Origin of the sequence: Pseudomonas sp. BCA17 (assembly GCF_004519405.1) — a bacterium.
Classification (GTDB): Bacteria; Pseudomonadota; Gammaproteobacteria; order Pseudomonadales; family Pseudomonadaceae; genus Aquipseudomonas.
Genome location: NZ_SGWI01000004.1, coordinates 418796 through 434510 on the forward strand (window position 1 = coordinate 418796; position 15715 = coordinate 434510).

A 15715-nucleotide genomic window follows, 5' to 3' on the forward strand; every position below is an offset into this window, starting at 1 on the left:
TTAATGTGTCAGCCACTATCCCGGGTCCTAAGCGAAACAAGCTCTTAAAAAAAACGCTGGAGACACAAAAACCATGACTAGCCCTTCCCGGCCCGACGCTGCCCCTTCGAAAGTAGGTGCGGTATTACGCGTTACCTCGGGCAACTTCCTCGAACAGTTCGACTTCTTTCTGTTCGGCTTCTACGCCACCTATATCGCTGCCGCGTTCTTCCCCGCCGCCAATGAGTTTGCGTCATTAATGATGACCTTCGCCGTGTTCGGCGCAGGTTTCCTGATGCGTCCGCTGGGCGCAATCATCCTGGGTGCCTACATCGATGACGTCGGTCGCCGCAAAGGGTTGATCCTGACTTTGTCGATCATGGCCAGCGGCACGCTGCTGATCGTGCTGGTACCGGGTTATCAAACCATTGGTCTGTGGGCGCCGTTGCTGGTGCTGCTGGGTCGTCTGCTGCAAGGTTTTTCGGCGGGTGCGGAACTGGGCGGTGTGTCGGTGTACCTGTCTGAAATGGCCACCCCAGGCCGCAAAGGCTTCTACACCAGCTGGCAGTCCGGCAGCCAACAGATCTCCATCGTGGTCGCGGCCGCCCTGGGTTATGGCCTGAACCAGTGGATGGAACCGGCCACAGTGGCCGACTGGGGCTGGCGCATCCCGTTCGCCATCGGTTGCGTGATCATCCCGTTCATCTTCGTGCTGCGGCGCAACCTGCAGGAAACCGAAGAGTTCGCCAACCGCAAACACCGTCCGAGCATGCGCGAAGTACTGGCGACCCTGGCGAAGAACTGGACCATGGTGATCGGCGGCATGCTGATGGTCGCCATGACCACCACGGCTTTCTACCTGATCACGGTGTACGCGCCGACCTTCGGCAAGACCGTGTTGCAACTGAGCACTTCCGATGCCTTGCTGGTGACGTTGCTGGTGGCCGTGTCGAACTTTGTCTGGTTGCCGATCGGCGGCACGTTGAGCGACCGCTTCGGGCGCAAGCCGGTGCTGGTGGCGATGACCGCCCTCACCGTACTCACCGCTTACCCTGCGCTGTCGTTTGTGGTGAATGCGCCAAGCTTTGCACACATGCTGGAAACCCTGCTGTGGTTCTCCTTCCTTTACGGCATGTACAACGGCGCAATGATCCCGGCCCTGACCGAAATCATGCCGGTGGAAGTACGTGTAGCCGGTTTCTCCCTGGCCTATAGCCTGGCGACTGCCATTTTCGGTGGTTTCACCCCGGCGATCTCCACCTGGTTTATCCATGTCACCGAAGACAAGGCTTCGCCGGCCTATTGGATGATGTTTGCCGCGCTGTGCGCCTTGTGCTCGACCTTGGCCCTGTACCGTCGCGCCAATGCCCGCGGGCAGGTAATGCGGGAGGCCGTATGATGCGGTCGCTGCTCAATAGCCTCACGGCCCTGGCCTTCGGCACCCTGGCGCTGACGGCGCAGGCCGAAGAGCTCAAGGTGATGACCTCCGGTGGTTTTACCGCTGCCTATAAACTGCTCGGCCCGCAATATGCCCGGCAAAGCGGCGACACCCTGGATACCATCCTGGGCCCGTCCATGGGCAAGGCGCCGGAAGCGATTCCCAACCGCCTGGCCCGTGGCGAACACGCCGATGTCGTGATCATGGTCGGCTATGCGTTGGATGACTTGATCAAGCAAGGCAAGGTCGACCCTGCGTCCCGCGTGGAACTGGCGGATTCGCGCATCGGCCTGGTGGTGAAAGCAGGTGCTGCCAAACCTGCGATCAGCACCGATGCCGAGTTGAAGGCGGCGCTGACCCAGGCCAAGTCCGTGGCGTATTCGGACAGCGCCAGCGGTGTGTATGTCGAGAAAGAGCTGTTCAAGAAGCTCGGCATGCCCGCCAAGGGCACCATGATCGAGCGCCTCCCGGTGGCCGAACAGGTCGCCAAGGGTGACTACGAGGTGGGCTTGCAGCAGGTGGCTGAACTGTTGCCGGTACCGGGGGTGACGTACGTCGGCAAGATCCCGGAAGACGTGCAGTCCGTGACGCGCTTTGCCGCGGGCATTCCGGTCAATGCCGAACATCCGGCGCAGGCGCGGGCACTGCTGAAGTTCCTGGCCTCACCCGAGGCGCAACCGGTGGTGCAGTCCACCGGCCTGGACTCGGTGTCACGCTGACCGAAACGGCATCTCACGCACCAACCGCTCCAACTCCAGCGCCGCCGGCGGCAACGTCCGCCCGCGGCGCTTGATCAAGCCCACATTGCGCATTACCTGCGGTTCCACCAGCGGCACACTCACCAGGATCGGGTGCGTGCCGGGCGGCATCGCAATCGATGGCACCATCGCCACGCCCAATCCTGCCTCCACCAGCCCGATCATGGTAGTCACGTGATGGGTCTCGCAGACACTCGGTTTCTTGACCCGCACGCCGCGCAGGGCCTGGTCCAGCAGAAACCGGTTGCCCGAGGATTTGTCCACGGTGATGTAGTCGTGTTCATAAGCTTCAGCCCAGCTCACACTCTGGCGCCCGCCCAATGGATGGTCATGGCGGCAGGCCAGGACGTAACGCTCCTGCAGTAGCAGTTCGAACTCCACCTCATCGGCCAGACTGCCGCTGAAACTCACACCGAAATCCGCCTCTCCGCTCTCCACGGCATTGCAGACCTCACCGGCGCTGGCATCCAGCACCCGCAGGCGAATCTTCGGGTAGAGCTTGTGAAACTCGGAGATCACATGGGGCATGAAGTAATAGGCAGTAGACGGCACGCAGGCAATGGTTACGTTGCCCATCCGCGTGGACGCCACATCGCTGATGCCCATCAAGGCAATGTCGAGGTCATCGAGAATACGCTCCACCTGGGGTAGAAACGCGCGGCCCACCATGGTCAGGTTGACGCGCCGTGTGGTGCGCTCGAACAGCTTCACGGCGAGCGCGGACTCGAGTTTTTCGATACGTCGACTGAGGGCCGGTTGCGAGATTCTGATGGCCTCGGCGGCAGCGCGAAAACTGCCTTTGTCTACCACGGCGCGGAAGGCTTGGAGATCGTTGAGGTCGAAGTTGATGTTCACGAAGTTCGCCAGTGGCTGTCAGGGTGGCGGCATTATCGTATGGGAGTTGCCGGGACGTCATGTACCTGGACCTGGAACGGCGTAGACGCATGGTTTTCGGGGACAGCCGGTTATCCCGGGGTGAAGTTCAATGGCAGCCTTGGTAGGGTGTCCGACTCGATCATTTTCTCCCTACCTTCACTGGCGCATACCGATGAACCCAATAATAAAAAACCACCGAGCGCTCCGTTTCGGCGCGTGGACCCTCGGCCTGCTATGCCTCGCCACCCTGGGCTTTTTTGCCTGGCAGAGTTTCTACCCGGTGCGGGCCGGCGATGGCTGGAGCTATGCGGTGATTCATCGAGACGTGGCCAAGGCGGCGTCGCTGATGCCCCTGCATGATGGCTCGCTGATGGTCACCCAGGAGCTCAAGGACGGGCTGGGCAGCATCGTGCGTATCCAAGCGGATGGGAAGCGCGAAGTGGTCGTGGCCAACTTGTCCAAACCCGACGGCATGGTCGCCACCCGTGGCGGCTGGGTGTTCAGCCAGGAATCAAGCGCTGCGCCCGTCAGCTATCTCAAGGACGGCGTCGTCACGGAGTTGTTCCGCGGTGAAAACGTGCAGGGCCTGTGGGTCGAGGGCGACGACCTGTACGCCATTGAAGACCGCAAGCCCACCGGTCGCCTGATGCGTTACCGCTGGAGTGACCAGTCCCTGAGCGTGCTGCGCGATCAGGTCGAGGAAGGCGAAGCCATCGTGCGTTGCACGGATGGGCGCATGCTTTATACGGAAAAGAAAAAGGGCGTGGTACGTGAGCTGACCGACGACGGCAGCGACCCGGTGGTGCTGGCGGGCCTGAACCAGCCGACGTTCCTGATGTGTGACGAGCGTGGGTTGTGGGTCAACGAGGACTCGACGCACCGGGCGCGCTTGCTGCTGATTGACCCCTTCGGAAAACAGCACACCATTCTGTCGTTCTTGAAAGCGCCGCAATCGATTGTGCCGACAGGGCGTGGGACATACTTACTGGCTGAGGGGGGGCGCAACCGGGTGCTGGAATTGGTGCCGCCGACGCACGCCGTTTCACCGTAAGACTCTACGCTTAAGCGGCAACCCTGGCGCGCATGGCGCCAGGGTACATATCACAGCGCCCAGGCGTGTGCGCTCGCAAAGAATGCCCTGCGCATTACTGTCCAGCGTCTGCACCGCCTGCACGATCACGCATGGCAATCCCAGCCCAAATACGCACTCACCTAAACGGGCAAACCCTTCTCGCATCACCGCGACTTTACTCAACGGGCCCAACGCGTAGATATCAAAGCCGAGGGACAACACCAGCACATCCGCCGAGAAGCCCTTCACCGCAACCAAGAGCTGTTCCAGCTTCTGGAAAAGCGGCGCCTCGCTCGCGCCGTGGCCCATTTGCAGGTTGAGGTTGAACCCTGCTCGAATGTCGCCTCCCCGCTCTTCGGCGAAACCGGCCATTACCGGATAGAAATTGGTGGGGCGCCATGGATCGACATATACAGCACGTCGTCGCGCTCGTAGAAAATCTCCTGGATACCTTGACCGTGGTGCATGTCGGTATCGAGGATCGCGACGCGTTGGAAGCCTGCGCACAGCACCTGTGCCGCCGCCGCGCTGTTGATGTAGCAAAACCCACCCGCTGCGTCGTAGCGGGCGTGATGACCTGGCGGCCGACACAAGGCGTAAGCGGACGGCGCACCCTGAGCTCACTAAGGCGTTCGAGCCTGGCCAGGCGGCAGGCTGGCCGGTGCGGCCGGCGTCGGTGATGGCGTGAGCGGACGGCAGCCTAAAGCACGTCGAATCGATTGCACTGATGATTATTATCGAAACGAGCGCCTGGGTGCCTGGCAAAACCGGTTCATATAATCGCCTCCACTTTCCCCTCCCCGCGCCTGGCTTCAGGCGTCATTCCCCTTGGAACCCATATCATGCCAAGTGCCAGCCAAGTCCCTAGCGGCCCCCCAGAACATAATCAACAGAGTGTCAAACAGCAGTGGCTGGCGATTCTCTCGGTTGCCGTTGGCGCGTTCGCCTTGGTGACCAGCGAATTCCTGCCGGTGGGCGTACTCAACGACGTCGCCAGCGACCTTGGCATCAGTGCCGGCCATGCCGGCCTGATGGTGACGCTGCCCGGCATCATGGCCGCCCTCGCCGCCCCGTTGCTGTCAGTGATTATTGGCGCCATGGACCGCCGCTATTTGTTGATCGGCCTGACGTTGATCATGATCATCGCCAACACTGTCGTGGCGTTCGCCAGTGACTTCAGCCTGCTGCTGTTCGGTCGTGTCCTGCTGGGCATCAGCATCGGCGGGTTCTGGGCCACAGCCATCGCCCTCAGCGGTCGCCTGGCCCCCAAAGGTGTGGGCGTCGCAAAGGCCACCTCGATCATCATGATGGGCGTGACCCTGGCCACCGTGCTGGGCGTGCCTGTCGGTACCTGGCTCAGCGGCCTGATGGGCTGGCGCATGACCTTCCTGGTCACCGCGCTGCTGGGCGTACCGGTGCTGCTGGCGCAGGTCTTCCTGCTACCTCGGCTCAATCCGGAAAAGGCCATTCTGATCAGCGACCTGCCGGCTTTGTTTATCAACCCACGCGCTCGGGTCGGGTTGATCGCGGTATTGCTGATTGGTCTGGCGCACTTTGCGGCGTACACCTACGTCGCGCCCTTCTTCAAAAACAGCTCCGGCTTCGACGGCCAGACCATTGGCTCACTGCTGCTGATGTTCGGCGTAGCAGGCGTCGCGGGTAACATTTTTGCCGGCTTCGCCGCCAACCGCAGCGTGCGCTACACCCTGCTACTGGTCGCACTGATGATCGGCACCAGTACCGCCTTGTTCCCCTACTTCGCCACCGGCCTGACCGGCGCAACGATGCTGATCGCACTCTGGGGCTTCGCCTTTGGTGCCTTCCCGGCGTGCGCCAGTATCTGGATGTTTGTCGTGGCGCCCAAGGATGTTGAACGCGGTATGCCGCTGTTCGTGGCCTTGTTCCAGGTGATCATTGCCTTGGGCTCGTTCTTTGGCGGGCGAATCGTTGATCAGATGGGTAGCTCGGTACTGCTGAGCCTGGCTACGGCGTTGGTCGGCGTTGGTTTTGTCACGGTGCTGGTGCTGGGGCGCAATGTGAGTAATAGCTCGGTGACGCAACCTGCCTGAGCAGAAAGCAGACAGCAGAAAACGAAAAAGCCCCGTAGCTTATTCAGCTACGGGGCTTTTTCTATGTAATGGCGGAGAGATAGGGATTCGAACCCTAGGTACCGGTGAAGGTACAACGGATTTCGAATCCGTCCCATTCGGCCACTCTGGCATCTCTCCAACGGCGCGCATCATAACAGTGTGTTTCGCGGAAGCAAACCCCAAAGAAGATTTTTTTCCGTGCTATCAGATGCTTGCGTCGATTAAAGCGGTACGCCCAGACGATTGGCGACTTCTTCGTAGGCTTCGATCACGTCACCGAGGCCCTGGCGGAAGCGGTCTTTGTCCATCTTCTTCTTGGTGTCCTTGTCCCACAGGCGGCAGCCGTCCGGGCTGAATTCGTCGCCCAGGACGATGGAGCCGTCGTGGAACACACCAAACTCCAGCTTGAAGTCCACCAGCAGCAGGCCGGCGTCGTCGAACAGTTTGCTCAGCACGTCGTTGACCTTGAGGGACAACTCTTTCATGCGCGCCAGTTGCTCAGCGGTGCCCCAGCCGAACGCCACAACATGGGATTCGTTGATGAACGGGTCGCCCTTGGCGTCGTCCTTCAGGAACAGCTCGAAGGTGTAAGGGTTGAGCTTGAGGCCCTCTTCCACGCCCAGGCGCTTGACCAGGCTGCCGGCGGCGTAGTTACGCACGACGCATTCGACCGGGATCATGTCCAGCTTCTTCACCAGGCACTCGTTGTCGCCCAGCAGTTTGTCGAATTGGGTCGGAATGCCGGCCGCTTCGAGTTTCTGCATGATGAAGGCGTTGAACTTGTTGTTCACCATGCCTTTGCGATCAAGCTGTTCGATGCGCTTGCCGTCGAATGCCGAAGTGTCGTTGCGAAACAGCAGGATCAGGCGGTTGGCGTCGTCGGTCTTGTAAACCGACTTGGCTTTGCCGCGGTAGAGTTCTTCACGTTTTTCCATGATGGGCTCCGCTTTGAGTGAGGTGGGCTAGGCGATATGTCGCCAGTCGAGCCCTGAATCTTGATCGGCCAGTTGCAGCCAGTCCGGGTCGCACCCGAGGGTGTCGACAAAACATTGCCGGGCAAGCGTCGGCAGGTTGTTCTTGCTGCTCAGATGGGCCAGGACCAGGTGTTGCAGGTCTTGCCAGCCCAACTCATACACCAGGTACGCCGCCTGATGGTTGTTCAAATGTCCCAGTTCGCCGCCCACCCGCTGCTTGAGAAAGTACGGGTAATGACCACGAGCCAGCAGGTCTCGACAGTGGTTGGACTCGATCATCAAGGCATCGAGGTCGCGGTAACCGTCCAGCACCTTCGCACAGTAGGAACCCAGGTCGGTGAGCACGCCGAAACGCCGCTCACCGCCACTGAACACGTATTGCGTCGGCTCCTGGGCGTCGTGTGCCACGGCAACCACATTGATGCTCAACGCGCCGATTTGCAGTTGCTCGCCACCGGCCAGGAAACCAGCAGGGTCAATGGGTTTGCGCATCCCGCGCAAGGTGCCGCGACTCAGGTATACCGGCAGATTGTAGCGCCGAGACAGCAAACCCACGCCATGCACATGGTCGGCATGTTCGTGGGTCACCAGAATCGCACTCAGCTGCGCGGGGTGAACCCCCAGGCGCAGCAGGCGCCGCTCGGTTTCTCTTAACGAGAAACCACAATCCACCAGCACGTACGTGTCGTCATGAGCGACCAGCGTGCCGTTCCCTTGGCTACCGCTGCCGAGAACGGCAAAACGCATCGGATCAGCCCAGGTTGTCCTGAATCACGCCCAACACTTTGCGCGCTGTTTCAGCCGGCGCAACGGTGTTGATGTTCTTCTCGACGGTGACCTGGACACTTTCGCCAACCTTGCTCAAACGAACCTGATAACGCTCGGCACGGGTTTCGATCTCTTCCTTGGTCGGCTTGCTGCCGAACAACTTGCCGAAGAAGCCTGGCTCGTCGTCTTTCTTCTCGGCCTTTTCAGCCACGTTGATGTAGTACAGGCCCAGGCTGCGGTTGATGTCCTCAACACGCCAAGGGCCTTTCTCCAACGCGCGACCTACACTGGCCCAGGCACGATCCAGGTCTTCACCCAGGTTCAGCACCACGTTGCCGCTGCCGTCTTCGGTGAGGCTGACGCGGTTAGGCGTATCGTAGTCGCGCGCGGCAAGCAGTGATACCGAACCGCCCTTCTCGGAGATACGGCTCATGCTGGCCAGCATCTCGTCGACCAGAGCGGCATCAACGCCAGTGTTGACCGAGCGGTTGGTGAAATCGACATTGGCCGTGCTGCCGGCAGGACGCTCGGCGCTGACCACATACACTTCACTGGTATTGCGCTGCACGCCAGGCTCGATGCGCACACGCACACGGGCTTCGCTGTCGGCCGCTACGCCACCGGCCTGCAGGCGCTGGGCCATGTTGGCGGACAGTTCACTGCCGTGCTGCCAGGCAGTGGTGAACTCACCGGTCTGCGGGCGTTGCTGGTCAAGACGGAAACCGTTGTCCTGGAAGAACTGCACCGCCACCGGCCAGACTTCGGCAGGTGGGCGCTGAGCCACGATCCAGCGGTTGTCGCCGCTCTTCTGCAGGCTGTAATCGCTGGCTTCCGCCACGGCCGTGATCGGCTGCGGGCGCGGTACGACGAACTCGCCTTTGACGGTGTCGTCGGCAACGTTGCGTGGAATCGGCAGCAGTGGGTCAAGGCGCTTGGCGACATTGACATCAGGCGGCAACTGCATCGGCTTGGTCGCTTGCGCGTCCAGGTAATCGCTGCCGCGGTCGCGGAAGTAGCCTTCCGGGCCCCAAATCCAACCGCAGCCACTGGTGCTGGAGATAATCAAGGCAAGTGCGGAAAGTCCGGCCAATCGCTTCATGCGTAGTGCTTCCTCAATTAAACCAGGACGCCGGACTGGCGCAGGGCCTGTCGCAGCGGTTCGTGACAGGCTTCGCTGAGACGGGTGAGCGGCAGACGGATACCGTCCGGCATCATGCCCATTTCAGTCAGCGCCCATTTCACGGGAATAGGGTTGGATTCAATAAACAGTGTCTTGTTGAGCGGCATCAGCTTCTCGTGGATCGCACGGGCGGTCGCGGCATCACCGGCGATGGCAGCGGCGCACATTTCGCTCATGGCACGTGGGGCCACGTTGGCGGTCACGGAGATGTTGCCCTTGCCGCCCAGCAGGATCAGCTCGACAGCCGTGGCGTCGTCACCGGAATACACCAGGAAGTCGCTGCTCACGCCGGCCAGGATGTCCTTGGCGCGCTGCAGGTCGCCGGTGGCTTCCTTGATGCCGATGATATTCGGCACGGTGGACAGGCGGATCACGGTCTCAGCCTTCATGTCGCAGGCGGTACGGCCCGGAACGTTGTAGAGGATCTGCGGGATCTCGACAGCTTCGGCGATGGCGCGAAAGTGCTGGTACAGGCCTTCCTGGGTTGGCTTGTTGTAGTACGGGGTCACCAGCAGGCAAGCGTCGGCGCCGGCCTTCTTGGCGTTTTTGGTCAGCTCGATCGCTTCGCGCGTCGAGTTGGCGCCCGTACCGGCGATTACGGCGATGCGGCCCGCGACACGCTTGACCACGAACTCGATCACCTGGATGTGTTCTTCCACATCGAGGGTCGCCGATTCACCTGTGGTGCCGACCGCAACAATGGCATTGGTGCCTTCTTGCAGGTGGAAGTCCACCAGTTTGCCAAGGCTGTCCCAGTCGAGATGACCTTGTGCATCCATGGGTGTGACCAGTGCCACCATACTGCCCGCAATCATGCAACCGCTCCTGCCGGAAAAAGAGAGCCGTAATGGTACTGGCGCCAAGATGCTTGCACAAGCGAAGTACCGTCTGAGGATGCGTTCTGGACCAACTAAACGACGGGCAATGCCATCATTGGCCCAAAGCATGGCCTGAAGCACGATGAAACCCGACCGGTCACGCAATGAAAACGCCGCCTCCTAGCCCTTGGCGACGCTTTTCGCTACCCTTCATCCTTTGATCGATACAGCCACACAGTATCGACCGCTCATCGCTTTAGGAAGGCTGCATGTCCACCCCCACAGTTCGCGAACAATTCCTTGTAATCAGTGCCCTCGGCGCCAACCCCATGGAGCTGACCAACGTCCTGTGCCGCGCCAGCCATGAGAACCGCTGCGCCGTCGTGACCTCCCGCCTGACCCGCCACGGCGAATGCAGTGCACTGGTGCTGCAGATTTCCGGCAGCTGGGATGCCCTGGCGCGCCTGGAGACCGGCTTGCCGGGCCTGGCCAAGAAGCACGACTTCACCGTCAACGTAGTACGCAGTGCCGCATTGGAGAATCGCCCTCAGGCGCTGCCCTATGTCGCTTATGTCAGCTCGGCGTATCGCTCGGACATCGTCAATGAGCTGTGCCAGTTCTTCATCGACCATAACGTCGAACTGGAGAACCTGACGTGCGACACGTACCAGGCGCCCCAAACCGGCGGCACCATGCTCAACGCCACGTTCACCGTCACCCTGCCGGCGGGCGTGCAGATCAGTTGGCTGCGCGACCAGTTCCTGGATTTCGCCGACGCCCTGAACCTTGACGCCCTGATCGAGCCATGGCGCCCACAGAACCCAATGTAAGGAAGTACTCATGCCGGTAGCCATCGATACCCCCGTGACCGATTTCGAAGCCCAGGCCACCAGCGGCCAGACCTTCAGCCTCGCGGCCCTCAAGGGCAAGCAAGTGGTGATCTATTTCTATCCGAAGGACAGCACCCCTGGCTGTACCACCGAAGGCCAGGGTTTTCGTGACCAGTACGCAGCGTTCAAGGCCGCCAACACTGAAGTATTCGGCGTGTCGCGCGACAGCGTGAAGTCCCATGAGAACTTCAAGGGCAAGCAGGAATTCCCGTTCGAGCTGATCAGCGACAAGGACGAAGCAGTTTGTCAGCTGTTTGATGTGATCAAGCTGAAGAAGCTGTACGGCAAGGAATACCTGGGTGTCGATCGCAGCACCTTTTTGATCGACAAGAATGGCGTGCTGCGTCAGGAATGGCGTGGTGTGAAAGTGCCAGGCCATGTGGATGCGGTGCTGGCGGCGGCTCAGGCGCTGGACAAGGCATAAGAGCAGACTGGGTGTGGCGAGCGCTTGCTCGCCACACACGGCCCCACCGTTACAACAACGGCGCCACCACCGGCTCCTTTCGCGGCCACGCGTCCAGCACCGCCTTGAACAGCGTCGCCAGGGGAATCGCAAAGAACACGCCCCAGAATCCCCACAGCCCACCGAATAACAACACTGCGCAGATGATCGCCACCGGGTGCAGGTTGACGGCCTCCGAGAACAACAGCGGCACCAGTACATTGCCATCCAGGGTCTGGATAATGCCGTACACCGCCATCAGGTAGATGAACTGGTCGCTCCACCCCCACTGGAACAAAGCGATCAACATCACCGGCACCGTCACCACCACTGCGCCGACATAGGGCACCACCACAGACACGCCCACCAGCAGCGCCAGTAACGCCGCGTAGTTCAGCCCGAGGGCGACGAAGGCGATGTAGGTAACGCCCCCGCAGATGACGATCTCAATCACCTTGCCGCGAATGTAGTTGGCAATCTGGCGGTTCATCTCCTCGGCCACCCGGGTAATCAGTGCCCGTTCACGCGGCAGATACCCGCGCACCCAACGCCCGATCATCTCGCGGTCCTTGAGGAAGAAAAACACCAGGATCGGCACCAGCACCAGGTAGATCATGATGTTGACCAACAAAGGCAGGCTCGACAGAGAAAAGGTCAGCGCCCACTGCCCGAATTTTCCGATCTCGCCACGCGCCACTTCAATAGCCTGCAACACCTGCTCATCCGACACCAAATGCGGATAGCGCTCAGGCAGTAACAGCAACAACGATTGCCACTTGGCCAGCATCCCCGGCAACTCGTTGAACAGGGTGATCATCTGATGCCACAGCAGCGGCAGCACTACCACGATGAACACCACCAGCAAGCCCATAAACAAGGCAAACACCAACCCGACTGCCACACCACCTGGTAAGCGCAAACGTTCCAGGGTGGTAACCAGCCCTTGCATCAGGTACGCCAGCACCATCCCTGCCAGTACCGGCGCCAGCATGCCGCCCAAGGTGAGCACGGCCGTAAAAGCCAGGAACAGCAGGACGGCCAGCACCACGGCTTCTTCATCAGAGAAGTAGCGCTGAATCCAGTCTCGTAACACTTTGAACATCAATCAACCTCGGGTGGTATGAACGAACGGTTCAAGCTTTGCGCAACCAGTAACGGTACACACCGTCAAGGTCTTCTTCGTGCAGCAAGGTGTGGCCGGCCAGTTTGGCAAATGTCCGGAAATCTCGTTGGGAACCGGCATCCGTGGCAGTCACTTTGAGAACCGCGCCGCTGGCCAACTGGTTGAGTTCCAACTTGGCCTTGAGCAGGGGCAGCGGGCAATTGAGGCCACTGGCGTCAAGTTCCGCATCAAAGGCTACAGCGTCGGTCATGGTTTTACTCCGAACAAGCGTTGGGGCCGCTTAGAATATCTGGTCCGAAGCTCAGTGTCCGGATACAGTAAGCTCTTTGTCGAAAGGCTCTGTGCATGACTTTTTTGCGCCCTACCCTGCTGACGCTGGCTTGCTTGCTGGCCTCTCCGGGCTTCGCTGACGACCTGCCGTCACTTGGCGACGCCAGTTCTGCCATTGTCTCGCCACAACAGGAATTCCAATTGGGTCGCGCCTGGCTTGCTTACCTGCGCGGTCAGGTCTCGCAGCTCAACGACCCACAGCTCAAGGACTATGTCGAAACCAGCGTGTACAAACTGGTGGAGACCAGCCAGGTCAATGATCGGCGCCTGGAGTTCATCCTGATCAATAGCCCCCAACTCAACGCCTTTGCCGCGCCTGGTGGGATTGTCGGGGTCAACGGCGGACTGTTCCTCAATGCGCAGACCGAAGGTGAGTATGCATCGGTATTGGCCCACGAATTGGCTCACTTGTCCCAGCGTCACTTTGCACGGGGCGTAGAAGCGCAGTCGCGTATGCAGATCCCGATGATGGCCGCCCTGCTCGGCGGTATCATCGCTGCGGCAGCAGGCGCAGGTGACGCCGGCATTGCCGCCATTGCCGGCAGCCAGGCCGCGGCCATCCAGGAGCAGCGCCGGTTCTCGCGCCAGAACGAACAGGAGGCCGACCGTATCGGCATCCTCAATCTGGAAAAAGCCGGTTATGACCCGCGCTCAATGCCCACTATGTTCGAACGGCTGATGCGCCAATACCGTTTCGACGCCAAGCCGCCGGAATTCCTGCTGACTCACCCGGTTACCGAGTCGCGGATTGCCGACACCCGCAACCGCGCCGAGCAAGCCAAGCCCGGCGGCACGGAAGACAGCCTGCGCTATCAACTGATCCGCGCACGCGTACAGCTGCAATACGAAGATACCCCGGGCCTCGCCGCCAAGCGCTTTCAGGCACAACTGGACGAGAATCCAAAAAACGACGTGGCGCGCTATGGCCTGGCTATTGCCCAGATCAAGGGCACCAAGCTCAAGGAGGCCCGAGAAAACCTGGCCCCCCTGCTGGCCAAGTCGCCCAACGACATCACCTACAACCTGGCGCAGATCGAGTTGGATATCACCAACAATCGCCTGCCTGACGCCCAGCAACGCACGGACCGGATGCTCACCCAATACCCTGGCAACTATCCGCTGAATCAGGTGCGCGTGGACTTGCTGCTCAAGCAGAACCGCACCGCCGACGCGGAAAAAGCCTTGGACGGCTTGCTCAAATCCCGTCCCGATGACCCCGATGTGTGGTACCAGGTTGCCGAGACACGTGGTTTGTCCGGCAATATCATCGGTTTGCATCAGGCCCGCGCCGAGTACTTTGCCTTGGTCGGTGACTTCACGCAGGCCATTCAGCAGTTGGACTTCGCCAAGCGCCGGGCCGGCAGCAACTTCCCGTTGTCCTCGCGTATCGATGCACGCCAACGTGAATTGATTGAACAGGAACGTTTGGTAAAAGGGATGATGGGGTAAACCTATCGCCCACAAAAAAGCCCCGCCTCCGTTAAACGAAGGCGGGGCTTTTTAATAGGCTAGAGCATTACTCTGCCAGTTTGAACGTGATGAAGCTGGCACGCCCCTGACGCAGGACACGCATCGACACCGAGCGATTCTTCGGCAACGCCTTGGCGATGTCGGTGAATTCCTTGGTGGAGTTGATCGCCTGGTTATTCAGGTGGGTGATCACATCGCCCGGTTGCAGGCCGATCAAGGCAGCTGGGCCGTCCTGGACTTCCTTGATCACAACGCCGCCCTTGAGGTCGAAGCTCTTCTTCTGCTCGGCGGTCAGCTCAGCCACCGCAATGCCCAGGCGGTTGCTGCTACGCTCAACGCCTGGCTTGGCATTGCCCAGCGCGTCGAGGGTGGCATTCTCATCAGGGATAGCACCAACGGTCAGCTCGATGGTTTGACGCTTGCCATCACGAATAACTTCCAGCTTGGCTTTGCTGCCCGCTTTCAGAGCACCGACCAGGTGCGGCAAATCGGCGGACATAATGATCGGCTGGCCATTCATGCTCAGGATCACGTCGCCTACTTGCAGACCGCCTTTGGCAGCCGGGCCGTCGTCCTGAATCTGCGCGACCAGTGCGCCGGCCGGCTTGTCGAGGCCGAAGGATTCAGCCAGGTCTTTGTTAACCTCCTGGATCACGACCCCCAACCAGCCACGGCTGACTTTGCCACCGCTCTTGAGCTGGTTGGAAACGTCCATGGCTACATCGATAGGAATCGCGAAGGACACGCCCATGAAGCCACCGGAGCGGGTGTAGATCTGCGAGTTGATACCCACTACCTCGCCCGCCAGGTTGAACAGCGGACCACCGGAGTTACCCGGGTTGATCGGCACGTCGGTCTGGATGAACGGCACGTAGTTTTCGTTCGGCAGGCTACGGCCAATGGCACTGACGATGCCCTGGGTGACGGTATGGTCAAAGCCGAATGGCGAGCCGATTGCCACGACCCACTGCCCGGCTTTCAGGTCCTGGGATTTGCCAAGTTTCAGCACAGGCAAATCCTTGCCATCGATTTTCAGCAAGGCCACGTCGGAACGTGGGTCCGTGCCGATCAGCTTGGCTTTCAACTCACTGCGGTCGGCCAGGCGCACGAGGATCTCGTCAGCATCGGCAATCACATGGTTGTTGGTGAGGATGTAGCCATCGGGCGAAATGATGAAACCCGAGCCCAGGGACTGCGCTTCGCGCTGGCCACCGCCACCACCACGTGGAGAACGTTGCTGCGGCATACCGCGCTCGAAGAACTCGCGCAGCATCGGCGGCAGCCCCTCGAGGTCCGGCATCTGCTGGTTCGAGACTTTGCGCTCGGGCAATTTCTGCGTGGTACTGATGTTCACCACGGCAGGCGAGGCCTGCTCCACCAGTTGGGTGAAGTCAGGCAGTTCAGCCGCTTGCGCGGACACAGCCTGACCCAGCACCAGCACCGTGGCGACTATGGACAAGTAAGACTTCAAACGTGGTATCGACATACAGCTCCCGTTACGACGAGC

At 60.4% G+C, this 15715-nt stretch carries 15 protein-coding genes, 1 tRNA gene and 1 pseudogene; 7 read left to right on the forward strand and 10 right to left on the reverse strand.

Annotated features, from left to right (window positions below; genetic code table 11):
* Window positions 1-73 precede the first annotated feature (73 nt).
* Together EXW71_RS18090 and EXW71_RS18095 are read left to right on the forward strand one after the other, a co-directional pair.
* On the forward strand, window positions 74-1378 hold the full coding sequence (locus EXW71_RS18090; RefSeq protein WP_123715046.1) for an MFS transporter: 1305 nt from the start codon (window positions 74-76) through the stop codon (window positions 1376-1378).
* A complete protein-coding gene (locus EXW71_RS18095) occupies window positions 1378-2136 on the forward strand; it encodes a substrate-binding domain-containing protein (RefSeq protein WP_134658916.1) in 759 nt (252 codons plus the stop codon). Before EXW71_RS18090 ends, EXW71_RS18095 begins: the two co-directional genes overlap by 1 nt.
* Here the strand turns inward: EXW71_RS18095 and EXW71_RS18100 are convergent.
* Entirely contained in the window at window positions 2128-3030 is a 903-nt protein-coding gene (locus EXW71_RS18100) for a LysR family transcriptional regulator (protein WP_134657943.1), read from the reverse strand. The two genes, EXW71_RS18095 and EXW71_RS18100, sit on opposite strands and share 9 nt — an antisense overlap.
* A 193-nt stretch (window positions 3031-3223) precedes the next feature.
* On the opposite strand from EXW71_RS18100, the gene EXW71_RS18105 reads away from it, so the two are divergent.
* Window positions 3224-4102 carry a hypothetical protein gene (locus EXW71_RS18105; RefSeq protein WP_177421584.1) on the forward strand — a complete coding sequence of 293 codons (879 nt, stop codon included), beginning with the start codon at window positions 3224-3226 and terminating at the stop codon, window positions 4100-4102.
* Between the two features lie 50 nt (window positions 4103-4152).
* On the opposite strand, the pseudogene EXW71_RS18110 reads toward EXW71_RS18105, so the two are convergent.
* Window positions 4153-4737, reverse strand: a pseudogene (locus EXW71_RS18110) (histone deacetylase family protein); the annotation flags it as partial.
* Between the two features lie 228 nt (window positions 4738-4965).
* Between EXW71_RS18110 and EXW71_RS18115 the strand changes: the two are divergent.
* Window positions 4966-6192: an MFS transporter gene (locus EXW71_RS18115; protein WP_134657944.1), complete on the forward strand. Its 1227-nt coding sequence runs from the start codon at window positions 4966-4968 to the stop codon at window positions 6190-6192.
* A 69-nt stretch (window positions 6193-6261) separates the two neighbouring features.
* Here EXW71_RS18115 and EXW71_RS18120 read toward each other — a convergent pair.
* From EXW71_RS18120 to dapA, 5 genes are all read right to left on the reverse strand, one after another.
* Window positions 6262-6351 (reverse strand) — tRNA-Ser (locus tag EXW71_RS18120).
* A gap of 83 nt (window positions 6352-6434) precedes the next feature.
* Window positions 6435-7148 (reverse strand): phosphoribosylaminoimidazolesuccinocarboxamide synthase, encoded by a 714-nt coding sequence (gene purC, locus EXW71_RS18125; RefSeq protein WP_010212191.1) that lies wholly within the window; start codon window positions 7146-7148, stop codon window positions 6435-6437.
* Window positions 7149-7175: 27 nt separating this feature from the next.
* Window positions 7176-7934 carry an MBL fold metallo-hydrolase gene (locus tag EXW71_RS18130; protein ID WP_123715039.1) on the reverse strand — a complete coding sequence of 253 codons (759 nt, stop codon included), beginning with the start codon at window positions 7932-7934 and terminating at the stop codon, window positions 7176-7178.
* A 4-nt stretch (window positions 7935-7938) separates the two neighbouring features.
* Window positions 7939-9054 (reverse strand): outer membrane protein assembly factor BamC, encoded by a 1116-nt coding sequence (bamC, locus tag EXW71_RS18135; RefSeq protein WP_123715038.1) that lies wholly within the window; start codon window positions 9052-9054, stop codon window positions 7939-7941.
* A 17-nt stretch (window positions 9055-9071) separates the two neighbouring features.
* A complete protein-coding gene (gene dapA, locus EXW71_RS18140; protein ID WP_123715037.1) occupies window positions 9072-9950 on the reverse strand; it encodes a 4-hydroxy-tetrahydrodipicolinate synthase in 879 nt (292 codons plus the stop codon).
* 272 nt (window positions 9951-10222) lie between these two features.
* On the opposite strand from dapA, the gene EXW71_RS18145 reads away from it, so the two are divergent.
* Window positions 10223-10783 (forward strand): glycine cleavage system protein R, encoded by a 561-nt coding sequence (locus EXW71_RS18145; RefSeq protein ID WP_003189463.1) that lies wholly within the window; start codon window positions 10223-10225, stop codon window positions 10781-10783.
* 10 nt (window positions 10784-10793) lie between these two features.
* Complete coding sequence (locus EXW71_RS18150) at window positions 10794-11267, forward strand: peroxiredoxin (protein WP_123715036.1); 474 nt, start codon at window positions 10794-10796, stop codon at window positions 11265-11267.
* Between the two features lie 49 nt (window positions 11268-11316).
* Here EXW71_RS18150 and EXW71_RS18155 read toward each other — a convergent pair whose 3' ends face one another.
* Together EXW71_RS18155 and EXW71_RS18160 are read right to left on the reverse strand one after the other, a co-directional pair.
* A complete protein-coding gene (locus tag EXW71_RS18155; RefSeq protein ID WP_123715035.1) occupies window positions 11317-12387 on the reverse strand; it encodes an AI-2E family transporter in 1071 nt (356 codons plus the stop codon).
* A gap of 31 nt (window positions 12388-12418) precedes the next feature.
* Window positions 12419-12658, reverse strand: a complete 240-nt coding sequence (locus tag EXW71_RS18160; protein WP_123715034.1) for a sulfurtransferase TusA family protein — start codon at window positions 12656-12658, stop codon at window positions 12419-12421.
* A gap of 95 nt (window positions 12659-12753) precedes the next feature.
* Between EXW71_RS18160 and EXW71_RS18165 the strand changes: the two genes are divergently transcribed.
* The gene (locus EXW71_RS18165; RefSeq protein WP_134657945.1) at window positions 12754-14187 is read left to right on the forward strand and encodes a M48 family metalloprotease; all 1434 of its coding nucleotides are present in this window, start codon (window positions 12754-12756) and stop codon (window positions 14185-14187) included.
* Window positions 14188-14254: 67 nt separating this feature from the next.
* Here the strand turns inward: EXW71_RS18165 and EXW71_RS18170 are convergent, their stop codons facing one another.
* Window positions 14255-15694 (reverse strand): DegQ family serine endoprotease, encoded by a 1440-nt coding sequence (locus EXW71_RS18170; protein ID WP_123715033.1) that lies wholly within the window; start codon window positions 15692-15694, stop codon window positions 14255-14257.
* Window positions 15695-15715 lie beyond the last annotated feature (21 nt).